We start from the raw sequence: 19,432 nt of genomic DNA, 5'->3' as shown, positions 1-19,432 counted from the left end.
GTGGTCAGGGGGTGCGCAGCTCGTCGAGGACGCCGAACAGCTCGTCGTCCGTGGCCGCGTCGATGTCGGCGGCCGGGCCGGCGCCGGGGTCGGTGCTCCAGCGGGCGAGCAGTTCCTTGAGCCGCACCGTGATCGCCTCGCGGGCCTCGCCGGTGAACGGCGCCAGCACGGTTTCGAGGCGGCCGAGTTCGGCCAGCGCGGGGGCGAGCGCCGGGCCGGCGTCCGTACCGAGCCGCTCGGCAAGGAACCGGGCGAGCGCCGTCGCGGTCGGGTGGTCGAACACGAGGGTCGCGGGCAGCCGCAGGCCCGTCGCGGCCTGCAGGCGGTTGCGCAGCTCGACCGCGGTGAGCGAGTCGAACCCGAGGTCGAGGAACCCGCGGCCCGGCTCGACCGCGCCCGGGCCGGCGTGCCCGAGCACCGCGGCCGCCTGGGCGCGCACCAGCGTGAGCAGCACGCGGTCCCGTTCCTCCGGCGCGAGCCCGGACAGCTGACCGCGCACCGAGGTGTCGACGGCAGCGGTCCGCCGCAGCGGCGCCCGGACCAGCCCCCGCAGCAACGGCGGCACCGCCTGGTCGCCGCGCACGCGCAGGTCGAGCTGCACCGGCACGACCACCGGCTCGCCGGACGCCAGCGCGAGGTCGAACGCGGCGAGGCCGTCTTCGGCGGTGAACGCCCGGGATCCGGTGCGGCGCAACCGGTCCAGGCCACTCGACCCGAGGGTTCCGGTCAGCTCGCTGGTGTCCGCCCACAGGCCCCAGGCGAGCGACTGCCCGGGCAGCCCGTGCGAGTGCCGGTGCCGGGCCAGCGCGTCGAGGTAGGCATTGGCTGCCGCGTAGTTGCCCTGCCCCGGCGTGCCGAACGTGCCCGCGGCCGAGGAGAACAGCACCAGGTGCGCGTCGGGGACCAGTTCGTGCAGGTGCCGGGCGGCGTCCACTTTGGCCCGCAGCACGGCGTCGATCCGGTCCGGCGTCAGGGTTTCGACGACGCCGTCGTCGAGCGCACCGGCGGTGTGCACCACGGCGGCGAGGTCGGGGATGTCGCCGAGGACTTCGGCCAGGCGGACGCGGTCGGCGACGTCGCACGCCACGACCGTCACCTCCGCGCCCAGCGCGGTCAGGCCGGAGACGACGTCGGCGGCGCCGGGCGCGGCGTACCCGCGTCGGCTGACCAGCACGAGCCGCTTCGTCCCGTTCCGCGCGAGGTGCCCGGCGACCAGGCGGCCGAGGGTCCCTGTGCCGCCGGTGATCAGCACGCTGCCGTCGAACGCCGGGGGTGCGGCCGGTTCGGCGGGAACCGGCGCCAGCCGCGGCACGAGGATCTGTCCACTTCGGACGGCGAACTGGTTCTCGTCCGCGGGCAGCCCGGCGGGCACCGGGTCGTCCGGGTGCTCCAGATCCAGCAGGGCGAACCGGTCCGGGTGCTCGGCCTGCGCCGATCGCACCAGCCCCCAGACGGCCGCGGCGACCGGATCGCCAGTGGTCGCCCCGGAAGTGACGAACACAAGCCGCCGGTCGGAGTCCACATCGGACTGGAGGCGCGCCAGCACCGCGCCCAGCACTTCACGAACGTCACCGCCGGGCACCGGGACGAACTCGGCGTCCACCGGGCTGCCGGGAGCGCCGGGCACCCAGTCGACGCGGAACAGCGGACCGGACCGCCGGGCCGCCCGCACCTGGCCGGGCAGGACGGGCCGCGAGGTGAGCGCGTCGATCACCGCGACCGGCGACCCGGCTTCGTCGGCGACCTCGACGGTCAGCGTCTCCGTGCCGGACGGCGTGAGCCGCACGCGCAGCGCTGTCGCGCCCGCCGCGTGCAGCCGGACCCCGGCCCACGAGAACGGCAGCCGCCCGGTGCCCTCGGTGTTCAACGAGCCGAGCGCGACGGCGTGCAGTGCGGCGTCGAGCAACGCCGGGTGCACGCCGAACCGCGCGGCCTCGCCGTGGTGTTCCCGCGGCAGCGCCACCTCGGCGAACACCTCGTCGCCGCGGCGCCACACCGCCTTCAGCCCCTGGAACACCGGCCCGTACTCGAACCCGCGCTCGGCCGCGCGCCCGTAGACGTCGTCGAGCGGCACCGGCTCGGCGTCCGCCGGGGGCCACAACGCCAGACCCGCCGTGGGGACGACGTCGCCCGGCGCGGCGAACCCGGCGGCGTGCCGCGTCCACTCGCCGAGCAGGTCGTCTTCCGGCCGCGAGTGCAGTGCCAGGGGCCGCCGTCCGTCGTCGCCGGCCGCGCCGACGGTGAGCCGGAGCAGCACCGCGCCGTCGGACGGCAGCACGAGCGGGGCTTCGAGGGCCAGCTCCTCCACTTCCGCGCAGCCGGCTTCCGCGGCGGCGTGCAGCGCGAGTTCTACGAACGCCGTGCCGACGAGCAGGACCGTGCCGTGCACGGCGTGCTCGGTCAGCCACGGGTGCGACCGCGCCGAAAGCCGTCCGGTGAAAAGGAATCCGCCGTCGTCGGGCAGCTCGACGGCCGCCCCGAGGAGCGGGTGGCCCGCCGCCGCCAGCCCCGCCGAACCGAGGTCCGCCACGGCCGCGCCGGCCGGGAGCCAGTAGTGGTCGCCGTCGAACGGGTAGGTCGGCAGCGGGACGGTGTACGCGCCCTCGAACGCCGTCGCCCAGTCGGCGGGCACGCCGCGCACGAACGCCTCGGCGATCGAGCGCAGCAGGCGCGGGCGGCCGCCGTCGTCGCGGCGGAGCGTGCCGACCGCCACGACCTCGCGGCCCGCGTCCTCCGCCGTCTCCTGCACGGCGGTGGCCAGCACCGGGTGCGGGCTGCACTCGACGAAGACGCCGTGGCCGTCGGCCAGCAGCTTGCGGGTGGCCTGCTCGAACTCGACGGTCTGGCGGAGGTTGCAGTACCAGTAGCCGGCGTCGAGCTGGGTGGGGTCGGCCGGGCGGCCGGTGACGGTCGAGTAGAACGGCAGCTCACCGGCCCGCGGCCGCACCGGCGCGAGGACTTCGAGCAGCCGTTCCTCGATGGCTTCGACCTGCTCGGAGTGCGACGCGTAGTCCACCGGGATCCGCCGGGCGCGGACGCCGTCGGCTGCGCACCCGGCCAGCAGCCGCTCGAGCGCGTCGGCCGGCCCGGAGACGACGACGGAGTTCGCCCCGTTGGCGGCGGCGATCGCCAGCCCGGTGCCCTCGATCCGCGCGGTCACCGCGGCGACCGGCTGCGCCACCGACACCATGCCGCCCCCGCCGGCCAGGCGCAGCAGCTCACGGCTGCGCACCGCGACGACCATGGCGGCGTCCTCAAGGGACAGTGCCCCGGCAACGCACGCCGCCGCGATCTCGCCCTGGCTGTGCCCGAGCACGGCCGCCGGTTCGACGCCGTGGGCGCGCCACACCGCGGCCAGCGAGACCATCACGGCCCACAGCGCGGGCTGCACGACGTCGACGCGCTGCAACGCGGCTTCATCGGAAAGGACGTCGAAGAGCTTCCAGTCCACATGGGACGCGAGAGCGTCGGCGCACTCGGCCATCCGGGCCGCGAACACCGGTTCGGTGTCGAGGAGTTCCTGCCCCATCCCGGCCCACTGGGAACCCTGACCGGGGAAGACGAACACGACCCCGCCCCCACCCGACGGCGTCCCCTCGATAACCGCCGGGTCCGGTTCGCCCGCGGCCAGCGCGGCCAGCCCGCGCCGCAGCTCCTCCCCGTCCCCGAGGACGACGGCGCGGTGCTCCAGGACGGTCCGCGTGGTGGCCAGCGAGAACCCGACGTCCGCCGGGTCTCCTTCGATCCCGCTGAGCTGCGCCGCCCGCGCCCGCAGCGCACTCCCGGTCTTGGCCGACAGCACCCACGGCATCACCCCCGGCCCCAAGCGCCCCAATGTGGCGTTGGGTGCGTTGGACGCACCCAATGTGGCGTTCGGTGCGTCAGATGCACCCAACGCCACATTGGGGTACTCCTCCAGGATCACGTGCGCGTTGGTGCCGCTCACCCCGAACGACGAGACCGCCGCACGGCGCGGGCGGTCGGAAGCCGGCCACTCCCGGGCCTCGGTGAGCAGCTCCACCTCGCCCGACGCCCAGTCGATGTGCGGCGACGGCTCGTCGACGTGCAGCGTCTTCGGCAGCACACCGTGCCGCAGCGCCTCGACCATCTTGATGACACCCGCCACCCCGGACGCCGCCTGCGCGTGCCCGATGTTCGACTTGACGCTGCCCAGCCACAGCGGCGCGCCGGAGCGGGACTGGCCGTACGTCGCCAGCAGCGCCGACGCCTCGATCGGGTCGCCCAGCTCGGTGCCGGTGCCGTGCGCCTCGACGACGTCGATCTCGGCCGGCGTGAGCCGCGCGTCCGCCAGCGCCCGGCGGATCACGCGCCGCTGGGCGGGTGCGCTCGGCGCGGACAGGCCGTTGGACGCGCCGTCCTGGTTGATCGCCGAGCCGCGGATCACCGCGAGCACGGTCCGGCCCTTCGCGACCGCGTCCGAAAGCCGTTCCAGCAGCACCACGCCCGCGCCCTCGGCGAGCCCCATGCCGTCGGCCGCGCCGGCGAACGCCTTGCAGCGGCCGTCCGGGGCGACCCCGCGCTGGCGGCTGAACTCGATCAGCACGGCCGGGGTCGACATGACCGTCACCCCGCCGGCGAGCGCCATCGTGCACTCGCCGCGTCGCAGCGCCTGCACGGCGAGGTGCAGCGCCACCAGCGACGACGAGCACGCCGTGTCGACCGTGACCGCCGGTCCCTCCAGGCCGAGGGTGTAGGCGATCCGTCCGGAAAGGACACTGCCCGCCTTGCCCGTCACCAGGTGGCCTTCGACGCCTTCGGGTGCCGACTGCATCGCGCCGCCGTAGTCGGAGAACCCGCCGCCGACGAACACCCCCGCCTGCTCGCCGCGTGCCGACGCCGGGTCGATCCCCGCGCTTTCGAAGGCCTCCCACCCGACTTCCAGGAGCAGCCGCTGCTGCGGGTCCATCGCGAGGGCCTCGCGCGGGCTGATCGAGAAGAAGCCCGCGTCGAACTTCCCGGCGTCGCGGTAGAAACCACCGCCGCGCGCGTAGGTCGTGCCCTGGCTGTCGGGGTCGGGGTCGTAGAGCGCCTCGACGTCCCAGCCGCGCTCGGCCGGGAACTCCCCGACGGCGTCCCCGCCCTCGTGGACGAGCCGCCACAGGTCGGCGGCCGAGCGGACGCCACCCGGGTACCGGCAGCCGGTGCCGACGACGGCGATCGGCTCGTGCGCCCGGTCTTCGAGGTCGGCCAGCCGCTTGCGGGTGTCGCGCAGGTCGGTGGTGGCCCAGCGGAGGTACTCCCGCAGCTTCTCTTCGGGGGTGTCCATGGTGCTGCTCCTAGGTGCGAAAGGTCAGGGGGTGCGCAGGCCGTCGAGGACGTCGAACAGCTCGTCGTCGGTCGCCGCGGCGAGGTCGCGGTCCCCGGGCGCCGGCTCGGCGGTGTTCAGCCGGCTCAGCAGCGTGGTCAGCCGCAGGGTCAGCTCCGTGCGCGCCGGGCCGTCGGCGACACCGTCCGCGAGCGCCGCCTCCAGCCGGTCGAGCTCGGCCAGGCCCGCCGCCGCCTCGCCGGGCACCAGCTCGGCGAGGACGTGCGTGGCGAGGGCCTGCGCGCTCGGGTGGTCGAAGACGAGCGTGGCGGGCAGCCGCAGCCCGGTGGCCGTCGCGAGCCGGTTGCGCAGGTCGACCGCGGTGAGCGAGTCGAACCCGAGCTCCTGGAACGCTTGGGCCGGGTCGAGCGCCGACGGCGAGTCGTGCCCGAGCACGGTCGCCGCCATGCCGCGGACCAGCTCCAGCACGGTCCGTTGCCGCTCGACGACCGACATTGCCAGCAGCCGCTCCCGAAACGCTTCCATCGTCCCGATAGCGGCCGCGTCGGCCTCGGCTTCCGCGGCGAGCAGCCGCCGGACGTCCTCGATCCCGCCGAGCAGCGGGCTCGGCCGCGCCGAGGTGAACGCGGCGGTGAACCGCGCCCAGTCGACCTCGGCGACCGCGACGAAGGTGTCGTCGAGGTCGAGCGCCCGCTGCATCCCGCGCATGCCGGCCGCCGTCGCCATCGGGGAGAGGCCGTGCCACTCCGGGTTGAGGTCCATCAGGTCCTCGACCACGACACCGTCGTCGAGCACGTGCCGGGCGTCCCAGACGCCCCACGCGATCGACGTCGCCGTGCGGCCCCGCGCCCGCCGCCGCTCGGCGAGCGCGTCCAGGTAGGCCGACCCCGCCGCGTAGGCGCCGTGGTCACCGCTGCCCCAGACGCCGGCGATCGAGGAGAAGAGCACGAAGGCGTCCAGGTCGCGCTCGGCGAACAGCTCGTCCAGGTGTGCGGCCCCGGCGACCTTCGCGGCGAGGACGTCGGCGAACTCCTCCACTGTGGACTCGGCCAGCGCGGTGAGCCGGATCAGCGCGGCGGCGTGCACCACCGACCGGATCGGCCCGTGCTCGGCTTCGGTCTTCTCGACGAGCGTCGCCAGCGCGTCCCGGTCGGCGACGTCGCAGGCGGCGACGGTGACGTTTTCGAGTTCCTCGGCCAGTTCGGCCATCCCGGCCGCCGCCATGCCCCGGCGGCTGACGAGCACGAGGTGCCCGGCACCGTCCGCGGCGAGCTTGCGGGCGATCACCGGACCGAGCGCCCCGGTCGCCCCGGTGACCAGAACGGTCCCGCGCGGCCGCCACGGCACCGGGGGCGAGGCGGGCTTGGGCGCGCGGATCAGGCGCCGGCCGAAGACGCCGTCACCGCGGACGGCGACCTGGTCTTCCGGGCCACCGCCGGTGATGGTGGCGAGGCAGCGCCGGAGGGCGTTTTCGTCGGGGTCGGCGGGCAGGTCGACCAGGCCGCCCCAGCGCTGAGGCTGTTCGAGGCCGACCACGCGGCCGAAGCCCCAGGTCTGGGCCTGCACGGGGTCCGGTGGGAGGTCCGTCGCCGTGACGCGTACGGCGCCGCGGGTCACGCACCAGAGGGGCGCGGTGATCCCGGCTTCGGTCAGGCGCTGGGACAGCACGAGGTTCGCGACGAGCCCGGCTGTGACTCCCGGCCGCAGTTCGGACCGGTCCGCGGCGAGCAGCGAGACGACGCCGGTGAAGTTCCCGGCGAGGTCGTCGCCGGGCGCGGCACCCCGCCGCGAGAACCCCGCCGCCGCGCCATCGCCCGGCCCGGCAACCGCGACCTCGCGGTCCAGCCGCACGAACTCACCGGCCAAGTCCTCGCCCGGCCCGGTGAGCACAACCTCGTGCCCCTGCCGCACGAACTCCGCGATCAGCGGGTCGGCCGCATCCTCGGCAACCACGAGCCAGCGGCCCGGCTCACCCGCAACGGGCTCAGCGACCGGTTCCCACTCGACGGTGTACCGCATCGAGTCCACAACGGACTCCTCCGCCCGGTCCGCCCGCCACCGCGCCAGCGCGGGCAGCACCGAGGCGACCGCGTCGGAGTCGGCGCCGAGCACCGCCGCCAGCCCGGCCGGATCGCCCGCGTCCACCGCGGACCAGAACCCGGCGTCTTCCGCCTTCGCGACCCCCGGCAGCTCGAAGTCCAGCCAGAACCGCTGGTGCTGGAACGGGTACACCGGCAGCTCGACCCGGCGCCCCCCGCGCAGGACCCCGGCCCAGTCGACCGGCACGCCCTGGACGTACAGCTCCGCCGCCGACAGCAGCACGCGGTCGGCACCACCCGCGTCACGCCGGAGGGTGCCGCCGGTGACGGCCGGGCGTTCGGCGCGCTCCGCCGTCTCGGCGATCGCCGTCGTCAGCACCGGGTGCGGGCTGCATTCGACGAACACGCCGTGCCCGGCGTCCAGCAGCGCCCGCGTGGCCTCCTCGAACTCCACGGTCTGGCGCAGGTTGCGGTACCAATAGGACGCGTCGAGCGTGCTGGTGTCGATCAGGCCACCGGTCACCGTCGAGAAGAACGGCACCCGCCCGGCCATCGGCGTCACCGGGGCCAGCAGCTCCGCCAGCCGGTCTTCGATGCGGGTCACGTGGGCCGAGTGCGACGCGTAGTCCACCGGGATCCGCCGGACCCGCACCTCGTCGGCGACGCACGCGTCCTGGAAGCGGGTCAGTTCCGCCGCTCCCCCGGACACCACGACCGCCCCGGGCCCGTTCACCGCGGCGACCGACAGGTCCGCGTAGTCCGCCAGCCGCGCACGCACGAGATCGGCCGCGAGCGCGACGGAGACCATCCCGTCCTGCCCCGCCAGCTCCCGGATGGCCTGGCTGCGCAGCGCGACGACGCGCGCACCGTCCTCAAGCGACAGTCCACCGGCGACGACGGCCGCGGCGATCTCACCCTGGCTGTGCCCGAGCACCGCGTCCGGCCGGACGCCGAGCGAATCCCAGACCGCAGCCAGCGACACCAGGATCGCCCACAGCACCGGCTGCACGACGTCCACCCGCTCGATCGACTCGCCCGCACGGACGACGTCGAGCAGCGAGAAGTCCACATAGGACGTCAGCGCCGCCGCGCACTCGGCCATCCGCGCGGCGAACACCGGGGAGGCGTCGAGCAGCTCAGCCGCCATACCGGTCCACTGGGAACCTTGGCCGGGGAAGACGAACACGACCTTGCCGGGCGACCCGGCCACCCCTTCCGCGACCCCCGGACCGGCCAGCTTCCCCAGCCGGTCCCGCAGTTCGGCGGCGTCCCGGCCGACGACGACGGCCCGGTGCGCGAACTCCGACCGCGTCGTCGCCAGGGAGAACCCGACGTCGGCCGGATGGGCACCGTCCACACGCGACAGCAGGTTCGCGGCCTGCGCCCGCAGCGCGTCGGCGGTGCGAGCCGAGAGCACCCACGGCACCGCGGGCGGCGTCACCGGCTCGGCGGCCGACGCGTTCTCCGGCGCCTGCTCCAGGATCAGGTGCGCGTTGGTGCCACTCACGCCGAACGAAGACACCCCGGCGCGGCGCGGGCGGTCGCCCGGCGTCCACGGCCGCGGTTCGGTGAGCAGCTCGACCGAACCCGCCGTCCAGTCGATGTGCGTCGAGCGCTCCTCGGCGTGCAGCGTGCGCGGCAGGACACCGTGGCGCAGGGCCATGACCATCTTGATCACGCCCGCGACACCGGAAGCGGCCTGCGTGTGGCCGATGTTCGACTTGACGCTGCCCAGCCACAACGGCTCCGAGCGGTCCTGGCCATAGGTGGCCAGCAGGGCTTGCGCTTCGATCGGGTCGCCCAGCGCCGTCCCGGTGCCGTGCGCCTCGACCGCGTCCACATCGGACGGCCGCAGTCCCGCGGAAGCCAGCGCGGCCCGGATCACCCGCTGCTGGGACGGGCCGTTCGGAGCGGTGAGGCCGTTCGACGCGCCGTCGGAGTTGACCGCGGATCCGCGGATGACCGCGAGCACGGGGTGGCCGTTGCGCCGCGCGTCGGACAGCCGTTCCAGGACGACCATGCCGATGCCCTCGGCCATGCCCATCCCGTCCGCGCCGGCGGAGAACGCCTTGCAGCGGCCGTCCTTCGCGAGCCCGCGCTGCCTGCTGAACAGCACGAACGGCGCCGGGGACGCCATCACGGTCACGCCGCCGGCGATCGCCAGCTCGCTTTCCCCGCTGCGCAGCGACTGCCCGGCCATGTGCAGCGCGACCAGCGATGACGAGCACGCCGTGTCGAGGGTGACGGCCGGGCCTTCGGTGCCGTAGATGTAGGCGAGCCGTCCGGCGGTGACGCTCATCGAAGTGCCGGTGAGCAGGTGCCCCTCGGTCCCTTCCGGCGGCTCGGCGAGCCCGGCACCGTACGACGACGTGCTGGCGCCGACGAACACGCCGGTCCGGCTGCCGCGCAGGCCGGCCGGGGTGATGCCGGCGCTTTCGAACGCCTCCCACGACGTCTCCAGCAGCAGCCGCTGCTGCGGGTCCATCGCGAGGGCTTCACGCGGGCTGATCCCGAAGAACGCCGGGTCGAATTCCGCTACGCCGTCGAGGAAACCGCCTTCCCGGACGTACGTCTTGCCGGGCGCGTCCGGGTCGGGGTCGAAGAGCCCGCCGAGGTCCCAGCCGCGGTCGGCGGGGAAGCCGGAGATGCCTTCGCCGCCCGCGTCGAGCATCCGCCACAGGTCGTCGGGCGAGCCGACGCCGCCGGGGAACCGGCAGCTCATGGCGACGATCGCGAGGGGTTCGTCGGTGCTCGTCGTGGCGACGGCCACGGCCTCCTGCCCGCCGCCGAGGTGCCGCGCGAGCGCTTCGGGGTTCGGGTAGTCGAAGACGAGGGTCGCGGGCAGCCGCCGCCCGGTGGCCGCCTGGAGGCGGTTGCGCAGCTCGATGGCCGTCACCGAGTCGAAGCCGAGGTCGCGGAACGCCCGGTCGGCGTCGACGTCGGCGGCGGAGTCGTAGCCGAGCACGGCCGCGACCTGCGCGCGGACGACCCCGAGGAAGTCGGCCTGCGCTTCCGGCGCCGCCTCGGCGACGAGCCGCCGGACCTCGGGGATCTCGCGGAACAGCGGGCTCGGCGTCCCGGACACGGCGACGACGCGGGCCCAGTCGATGTCGACGACGACGGCGCTGGTCTCGTCGTGGTCGAGCACGCGCTGCAGCGCCGCGATCGCCAGGTCCGGGTCCATCGCCGGGACACCGCGGGAGAGCATGCGCTCCTCGACGGCACCGGTGGCCATGCCGCCGGCGGCCCAGTGTCCCCAGACGACGGCGGTCGCGGGCAGCCCCTCGGCCCGCCGACGGCGCGCGAGAGCGTCGACGAAGGCGTTGCCGGGGGCGTAGTTGCCCTGGCCCGCGGCGCCGAACATGCCGCCGAAGGAGGAGAACAGGACGAACGCGTCGAGGTCGCGGGCGCGGGTCAGCTCGTGGAGGTTGACCGCGGCTTCGGCCTTGACCCGCAGGACGTGCTCGACCTGCCCGAGCGTGAGCTGCTCCAGCAACGCGTCATCGAGCGCGGCGGCGGTGTGGACGACAGCGGTCAGCGGCACGTCCTCGAGCAGCGCCGCGAGCGCCGCGCGGTCCGCCAGGTCCACTGTGGACACCGTGACCCGGCAGTGCGCCTCGAGTTCCGCGACCAGCTCGGGGGCACCGGGCGCGTCGAGACCCCGGCGTCCGGTGAGGATGACGTGCTCGGCACCGCCGCGGGCGAGCCACCGGGCGACGTGCGCGCCGAGCGCCCCGGTACCGCCGGTGACGAGCACGGTTCCCTTCGGCCGCCACGTCTTCGCGGTCCCGCCGCCGGTGGCGTGGGCCAGCCGCCGGGCGAGCACCCCGGAGGTCCGGACCGCGAGCTGGTCTTCCCCACCGGGCGCGGCCAGCACGGCGGCGACGTGCCCGGCGACGTCCCCGGTGGCGGGCAGATCGATCAGCCCACCCCAGCGGCCCGGGTGCTCCTGGCCGACGACCGGGCCGAGCCCCCAGACCAGGGCCTGCTCGGGATCGACGGCGGCGTCGGCCGGGCCGGTGCTCAGCGCGCCCCGGGTGGCGACCCAGAGCGGCGCTTCGACACCGGCGTCCCCGAGTGCCTGGACGAGGGTGACGGTGGCGGCGTGCGCCAGCGGGACGGCCGGGTAGTCCGGGTGCCGCCCGGGCGCGGAGGCCAGGAGGGAAAGGACTCCGGTGACGTTCTGGTGTTCGGCGAGGAGTGCCGCGAGCGCCGCGCGGTCGGCGGCGGGGTCGACGACGAGCCGCGTGACTTCGGCACCTTGGGCCGCCAGGGAAGTTTCGAGCGGATCGACGCCGTCCTCCGGGACCACCAACAGCCAACGGCCGGTGAGCTTGGCCGCCACAGGCCGCAGGGGGCGCCAGGTGACGCGGTACCGCCACCCGTCCACAGTGGACCGCTCCTGACTACGCCGCCGCCACGACGACAAAGCCGGGAGCACCGAGTCCAACGCCTCCCGCTGCTCCTCGTCAACGCCGAGCGCACTGAGATCCGCGCGCTCCAGCGCGTCCCAGAACCGGTCGTCGACGGGGTTCGCCGAGCGCGGTTCCGGATCGCTCGGCCAGAAGCGCCGGTGCCGGAACGGATACGTCGGCAGCTCGACCCGGGATGCACCCGTCCCGCGGAACGCCACCGTCCAGTCGATCGGGACACCGGCCACGAACGCCTCCGCCAGAGACCGCGTGAGCCGGTCGGCGCCGCCGTCGTCCCGGCGCAGGGTGCCGGTGGCCACCACCTCACGACCGTCTGCCGTCTCCTCGACGCCCGCCGTCAGCACCGGGTGCGCGCTGCACTCGACGAACGCCGTGTGCCCCGTGTCCAGCAAACCGCCGATCGCCCGGTCGAACCGGACGGGTTCACGCAGGTTGCGGTACCAGTAGGCCGCGTCCAGGGCAGCCGTGTCGAGCACCTCGCCCGTCACCGCGGACACGAACGGGACCCGCCCGGACCGCGGTGTCACCTCGGCCAGCACCGACGCCAGCTCATCGGCCAGCAACTCGACCTGCGCCGAATGCGACGCATAGTCGACAGCGATCCGCCGCGCCCGCACGTCCACCGACGCCAGCAGCTCATCGAGCGCCGCCGCCTCACCGGAGACCACGACCGACGACGGCCCGTTCACCGCCGCCACCGAAATCCGCCCGTCCCACGGCGCGATCAACTCACGCACCCGCTCGACCGGCGCGGCCAGCGACACCATCCCGCCCAGCCCGGACAGCCGGAGGATCGCCTTGCTCCGGAGAGCGACCACCCGCGCACCATCCTCAAGGGACAGTCCCCCCGCGACCACGGCGGCCGCGATCTCACCCTGCGAATGCCCCACAACGGCAGCGGGTTCGACGCCGTACGACCGCCACACCTCGGCCAGCGAGACCATCACCGCCCACAGAACCGGCTGCACGACATCGACCCGCGAAAGGTCACCGTCGAGCGCGTCCAAGAGCTTCCAGTCCACAAAGGGCTCCAGCGCCGCCGCGCACTCCGCCATCCGCGCGGCGAACACCGGCGACGAGCCGAGCAGCTCGCGACCCATCCCGGTCCACTGCGAACCCTGCCCCGGGAAGACGAACGCCACCCGGCGCCCCGGCCGGGCCACCCCGGTGATCGCGCGGCCGTCGAGGATCACCGCGCGGTGCTCGAACAACGCCCGGGTCGTGACCAGCGAAAACCCGACGTCCAGCGGGTCACCGTCGACCGACGAGATCCGCGCCTGCAGCGCCTCGGCGCTCCGGGCCGAGAACACCCACGGCACCACCGGCGGCACCACCCGCTCGACCTCGGCCGTCGCCACCTCGGGCGCCGCCTCGAGGATCACGTGCGCGTTGGTCCCGCTGATCCCGAACGACGACACCGCCGCCCGCCGGGGGCGGCCCGTCGACGGCCACGGCTCGGGCTGCGCGAGCAGCCGGATCGCGCCGGACGACCAGTCCACGTGCGGGGTCGGCGTCGCGGCGTGCAGGGTGCGCGGGACCGTGTCGTGGCCGAGCGCGAGCACCATCTTGACGACGCCGGCGACCCCGGCGGCGGCCTGCGCGTGGCCGATGTTCGACTTGACCGACCCGAGCAGCAAGGGGTGCGCGCGGTCCTGGCCGTACGTCGCCAGCAGCGCGTCGGCTTCGATCGGGTCGCCCAGCGACGTCCCGGTCCCGTGCGCTTCGACGACGTCCACATCGGACGGCCGCAGGCCCGCGTTCGCCAGCGCGGCGCGGATCACGCGCTGCTGCGAAGGACCGTTGGGTGCGGTGAGCCCGTTGGACGCGCCGTCCTGGTTCACCGCGGTCCCGCGCACGACCGCGAGCACCGGGTGCCCGAGCCGCCGCGCGTCGGAAAGCCGTTCCACCAACAGCATTCCGACGCCCTCGGCCCAGCCGGCGCCGTCCGCGTCGGCCGAGAACGCCTTGCAGCGCCCGTCGCGCGAAAGCCCGCGCTGGTGGGAGAACTCGACGAACGTGCCGGGGGTGGCCATCACCGTCGCGCCGCCCGCCAGCGCCATCGTGCACTCGCCCGAGCGCAGCGACTGGACGGCCAGGTGCAGCCCGACCAGCGACGACGAGCACGCCGTGTCGACCGTGACCGCCGGGCCTTCGAGCCCGAACGTGTAGGCGATCCGGCCCGAGGCGACGCTGCCCGAGTTGCCGACGCCGAGGAAGCCCTCGACGTCGTCGGGGCCGTCGGACAGGCGGGGGCCGTAGTCGTGGTACATCAGCCCGGCGAACACGCCGGTGCGGCTGCCGCGCAGCGTGCCGGGGTCGATGCCGGCCCGCTCGAACGCCTCCCACGCCGCTTCCAGCAGCAGGCGGTGCTGCGGGTCCATGGCGAGGGCTTCCCGCGGCGAGATGCCGAAGAAGCCGGGGTCGAAGTCGGCGGCGCTGTCGAGGAACCCGCCGGCGCGGACGTAGGTCTTGCCCGGCTTCGGCTCGGGGTCGTAGAGCCCGTCGACGTCCCAGCCGCGGTCGGCCGGGAACCCGCCGATGGCGTCGACGCCGTCGTCCAGGAGCCGCCAGAAGTCCTCCGGCGAGGTGACGCCGCCGGGGAACCGGCAGCTCATCCCGACGATCGCGATCGGCTCGTCCGACGCTGCCGCGGCCGCCGTCTCCCGGACGGTCGTGGCGCCGCCGAGTTCGGTCCGGAGGAACGCAGCGAGCGCGGCGGGCGTCGGGTGGTCGAACACGAGCGCGGCGGGCAGCCGCAGTCCGGTCGCGGCCGACAGCCGGTTGCGCAGGTCGACCGCGGTCAGCGAGTCGAACCCGAGGTCCCGGAACGCCATCGTCGTGTCCACTGTGGACACGTCGGCGTGGCCCAGCACCACGGCGACCTGGGTGCGGACGATCTCGGTCAGCAGGCGCTCGCGCCCGGCGTCGTCGAGGCCGGCCAGCCTCGACCGCAGGCCCGGGTCGACGGCGGCCGCTCGCGCGGGCACGAGCTTGCGCAGCACCGGCGGCACCGGCTGGTCGCGCAGCGCGGCGATGTTCAGCTTCACCGGCACGAGCACCGCGTCGGCCAGCGTGCGGGCGGTGTCGAACAGCGCGAGGCCCGGCTCGTCGGCCAGCGGCGGGAAGCCCGCTCGGGCCAGCCGCCGCCGGTCGAGGTCGGTCATCGCGCCGGTCATGCCGCCGCTGCGCGCCCACAGGCCCCAGGCCAGCGACTGCGCACCCGGCCGGCGGCGCGCGAGGGCGTCGAGGACCGCGTTCGCGGCGGCGTACGCGGCCTGCCCGGCACTGCCGAGCGTGCCGGTCGCGGAGGAGAACAGCACGAACGTCGGCGCGTCGGTGAGTTCGTCCAGGGCGAGCGCGGCGTCCACTTTGGGCCGCAGGACCTGCTCGAAGTCGTCCGTGGTCAGCGATTCCACGACGCCGTCGGCGAGCGCGCCCGCGGCGTGCACGACGGCGGTGATCTGCTCGTCCGCGAGGATCTCGGCGAGCCGGTCGCGGTCGGCGACGTCGCACTGGACGATCCGGACGTCGGCGTCGAGGTCGTCCAGGTCGGGGTTCGCCGCGCCGGTGCGGCTGGTCAGCAGCAGGTGGCGGGCGCCGTACGCGGTGACCAGGTGCCGGGCCAGCAGCGAGCCGAGCGCGCCGGTGCCGCCGGTGATCAGGACCGTGCCGCTGACGTCGAACGCGGACACGGCGTCGGCGTCCGGCTGCTCGGCGCGGACCAGCCGCGGCACGAGCACGACCCCGTCGCGCAAGGCGGCTTCGGGCTCCTCCCCCGCGGCGAGCACGGCGAGGAGCGGGGTGAGGTCGTCGGTGTCGGTGTCCGCGAGCAGGAACCGGTCCGGGTGCTCGGCGCGGACCGAGCGGACCAGGCCCCAGACGGCCGCCGCCGCGGGGTCCGCGCCGGTGGTCGCGCCCCGGGTGACGAACACCAGGCGGCCGTCACCGTCCAAGTGGGACTGGATCGTCTCGAGGGCGTCGGCCAGGACGCGCCGGACGCTCCCGCCGACGTCGGCCGGATCGCCGGTGACGTGCACCAAAGTCAGGTCCGGATCCACATCGGACGGCACCTCGACCGGCGTCCACTCCGGACGGAACAGCGAGTCGGTGACCAGCTGCTGCGCCGCCAGGGGCCGTAGGACCAGCGACGACACGGTGGCGACGGCGACCCCGGTGCCGTCGGCGATGTCGAGCGCCACGGCGTCGTCGCCGGCCGGGCGGATCCGGACGCGCAGGGTGGCCGGGCCGGCCGAGCGCAGGACCGCGCCGGACCACGCGAACGGCATCAGGGCCCGCTCGCCGCCGCCGAGGGCCGCGGCCTGCAGGGCCGAGTCGAGCAGCGCCGGGTGCAGCCCGAACCGGGCGGCCTCGGGCGCGAGGTCCGCCGGGAGCGCGACCTCGGCGTAGATTTCGTCGGCTAGCTGCCAGGCCGCGCGCAGCCCGCGGAACGCCGGGCCGTAGGTGAAGCCCTGGGCGGCGAACCGGTCGTGCAGGCCCGCGACGTCGAGGGCTTCGGCACCGGTGGGCGGCCAGATCAGCAGGTCCGTGCCCGCCGGTTCGGCGCCGCCGAGCACGCCGCTCGCGTGCCGCGTCCAGTCGTCTTCGGTGCGGCTGAACACGCCGACCGGGCGCCGTCCGGTGCCGTCGGGCGCGCCGACCGAGACCTGGACCTCGAGGGCGCCCTGCTCGGGCAGCACCACCGGGGCCTCCATGACGAGGTCTTCGACGACCCGGGTGCCGGTCTCCTGCGCGGCCCGCGCGGCGAGTTCGAGCAGCCCGGTGCCGGGCAGCACGACCGAGCCGCGGACGACGTGGTCGGCCAGCCACGGGTGCGACCGCGGCGAAAGCCGGCCGGTGAACAGGTAGCCGTCGCCGTCGGCGAGGGCGACGACCGCGCCGAGCAGCGGGTGCCCGGCCGAGCCGAGCCCGGCGGCGTCACCGGTCACGGCGGGTGCGTCGAGCCAGAACGGCGTGCGCTGGAACGGGTAGGTGGGCAGTTCGACGCCGGTCGCGTCGACGCCGTCGAACTCGCGTGCCCAGTCGACGTCGACGCCGTGGCCGAACGCGGTGCCGAGCGAGGTGAGCAGCCGGGCGCGGCCGCCGTCGCCGCGGCGGAGGGTGCCGACGGCGGCTTCGTCGAGGCCGGGGACGAGCACCGGGTGCGGGCTGCACTCGACGAACACCGGCTTGCCGCCGAAGCCGCGCACGGTCCGGTCGAAGTGGACGGTCTGACGCAGGTTCCGGTACCAGTAGGCGGCGTCGAGCGCGGCGGTGTCGAGCAGTTCGCCGGTGACGGTCGAGTGGAACGGGATCCGGCCGGTGCGCGGGCGGATCGGGGCCAGCACTTCGAGCAGCTCGGCCTCGATGGCCTCGACGTGCGCGGAGTGGGACGCGTAGTCGACCGCGATCCGCTTGGCCGGGACATCCCGGGTGAGCAGCTCGTCGAGTGCGGCGGCGTCGCCGGAGACGACCACCGAGGACGGGCCGTTGACCGCGGCGATCGAAAGCCGCTCGCCCCACGGCTCGATCAGCTCCCGCGCGCGCTCCACGGGAACGGTGAGCGACACCATGCCGCCGAGGCCCGACAGCCGCAGGATGGCCTTGCTCCGCAACGCGACGACCCGTGCACCGTCCTCAAGCGACAGTCCACCCGCGACCACCGCGGAGGCGATCTCCCCCTGGGAGTGCCCGATCACGGCGGCGGGATCGACCCCGTGGGAGCGCCAGACTTCGGCGAGCGACACCATCACGGCCCACAGCGCGGGCTGCACGACGTCGACGCGCTCCAGGTCACCGTCGAGGACGTCGAACAGGTCCCAGTCCACGAAGGGCTTCAAGGCGGCCGCGCATTCGGCCATCCGCGCCGCGAACACCGGCGACGATTCGAGCAGCTCACGCCCCATCCCGGCCCACTGCGAACCCTGCCCGGGGAAGACGAACACGGCCCGCCGGCTCCCTCGGGCGACTTCGGCGCCGACGCCCTGCTCGGCCAGTGCGGTCAGCCCGGCCCGCAGATCCCCGGCGACGACGGCCCGGTGCTCGTACACCTGCCGCGTCTTCACCAGCGCGGCCCCGACCGCCGCCGGGTTCTCGTCCACCAGGCCGAGCAAGTTCCGCGCCTGCGCCCGCAGCGCGGCTTCACTCCGGGCGGAGAGCACCCACGGCACCAAGCGCCCCAATGTGGCGTTCGGTGCGTCCAACGCACCCAATGTGGCGTTCGGTGCGTCCAACGCACCCAATGTGGCGTTCGGTGCGTCAGACGCAACCAACGCCACATTGGGGCGCTTGGGCGACTCCAGGATGACGTGCGCGTTCGTGCCGCTCACCCCGAACGACGAGACCCCCGCCCGCCGGACCCGGTCGGCTGCGGGCCAGGGCCGGGCGTCGGTGAGCAGCTCGACCGCCCCGGACGCCCAGTCCACGTGCGGCGAAGGCGCGTCGACGTGCAACGTCTTCGGCAGCACGCCGTGCCGCATCGCCTGGATCATCTTGATCATCCCGCCGACGCCGGCGGCGGCCTGCGTGTGCCCGATGTTGGACTTCAGCGACCCCAGCCACAGCGGCCGCTCCCGGTCCTGCCCGTAGGTCGCCAGCAGTGCCTCGGCCTCGATCGGGTCACCCAGGGACGTCCCGGTGCCGTGCGCTTCGACGGCGTCCACATCGGACGCGCTCAGCCCCGCGTTGGCCAGCGCCGCCCGGATCACGCGCTGCTGGGCCAAGCCGTTGGGCGCGGTCATGCCGTTGGACGCGCCGTCCTGGTTCACCGCGGTCCCCCGGACCACGGCGAGGATCGGGTGGCCGAGGCGCTCGGCGTCGGAAAGCCGTTCCAGGAGCAGGACTCCGGCGCCTTCGGCCCAGCTGGTGCCGTCGGCGGCGGCCGCGAAGGCCTTGCAGCGGCCGTCCGGCGCGAGCGCCCGCTGCCTGCTGAACTCGATCAGCGCGGACGGCGTCGCCATCACGGCCACACCCCCGGCGAGCGCCAGGCCGCAGTCTCCCTGCCGCAGGGCCTGCGCGGCCAGGTGGACGGCGACCAGCGACGACGAGCACGCCGTGTCGACGGTGACCGCGGGCCCTTCGAGCCCGAAGGTGTAGGCGATCCGGCCCGAGGCGACGCTGCCCGCGCTGCCGTTGCCGAGCAGGCCCTCGAAGCCGTCCGGAACCTGGTACATCCGGCCCGCGTAGTCGTTGTACATCACGCCGGCGAACACGCCGGTGCGGCTGCCGCGCACCGCGTCCGCGGTCAGCCCGGCCCGCTCGAACGCCTCGTGCGACACCTCCAGCAGCAGCCGCTGCTGCGGGTCGATGGCGAGGGCGTCGCGCGGGCTGATGCCGAAGAACGCCGGGTCGAAGTGGTCGGCGTCGTGCAGGAACCCGCCTTCGCGGGTGTAGACCTTGCCCGGCTCGTCCGGGTCCGGGTCGTAGAGCCCCTCGATGTCCCAGCCGCGGCGGGCGGGGAAGCCGGTGACGGCGTCGCCGGCACGCGCGACGAGGTCCCACAGCTCTTCGGGGGACCCGGCGCCGCCGGGGTAGCGGCAGCTCATCCCGATGACGGCGATCGGCTCGCCCGCCGCCGCTTCGAGCCGCCGGTTGAGTTCCCGCAGCCGGTCGCTCTCCTTGAGCGACGCGCGCAGGGCTTCGACGATCTTGTCCGGTGCTGTGGCCATGGTGGTCGG

Annotated in this window: 2 protein-coding genes; both read right to left on the bottom strand. The window is 74.8% G+C overall.

Annotated features, from left to right (window positions below; translation table 11 throughout):
• Nucleotides 1-4: 4 nt before the first annotated feature.
• Nucleotides 5-5,287 (bottom strand): type I polyketide synthase, encoded by a 5,283-nt coding sequence (locus EIY87_RS30585; protein WP_125313277.1) that lies wholly within the window; start codon nt 5,285-5,287, stop codon nt 5-7.
• Nucleotides 5,288-5,311: 24 nt separating this feature from the next.
• Nucleotides 5,312-19,390 (bottom strand): type I polyketide synthase, encoded by a 14,079-nt coding sequence (locus EIY87_RS30580; protein ID WP_449657966.1) that lies wholly within the window; start codon nt 19,388-19,390, stop codon nt 5,312-5,314.
• Between the last annotated feature and the right edge of the window lie 42 nt (nt 19,391-19,432).

It is taken from the genome of Amycolatopsis eburnea (genome assembly GCF_003937945.1).
In the GTDB taxonomy this organism is placed as follows: domain Bacteria; phylum Actinomycetota; class Actinomycetes; order Mycobacteriales; family Pseudonocardiaceae; genus Amycolatopsis; species Amycolatopsis eburnea.
The sequence above is the reverse complement of the archived record's forward strand: the minus strand, read 5'-3'. Positions and strand labels throughout refer to the sequence as shown.

Coding starts and splice junctions, on each gene's coding strand:
- EIY87_RS30585 (WP_125313277.1), bottom strand. CDS start 5,287: ATGGACACCCCCGAAGAGAAGCTGCGGGAGTACCTCCGCTGGGCCACC.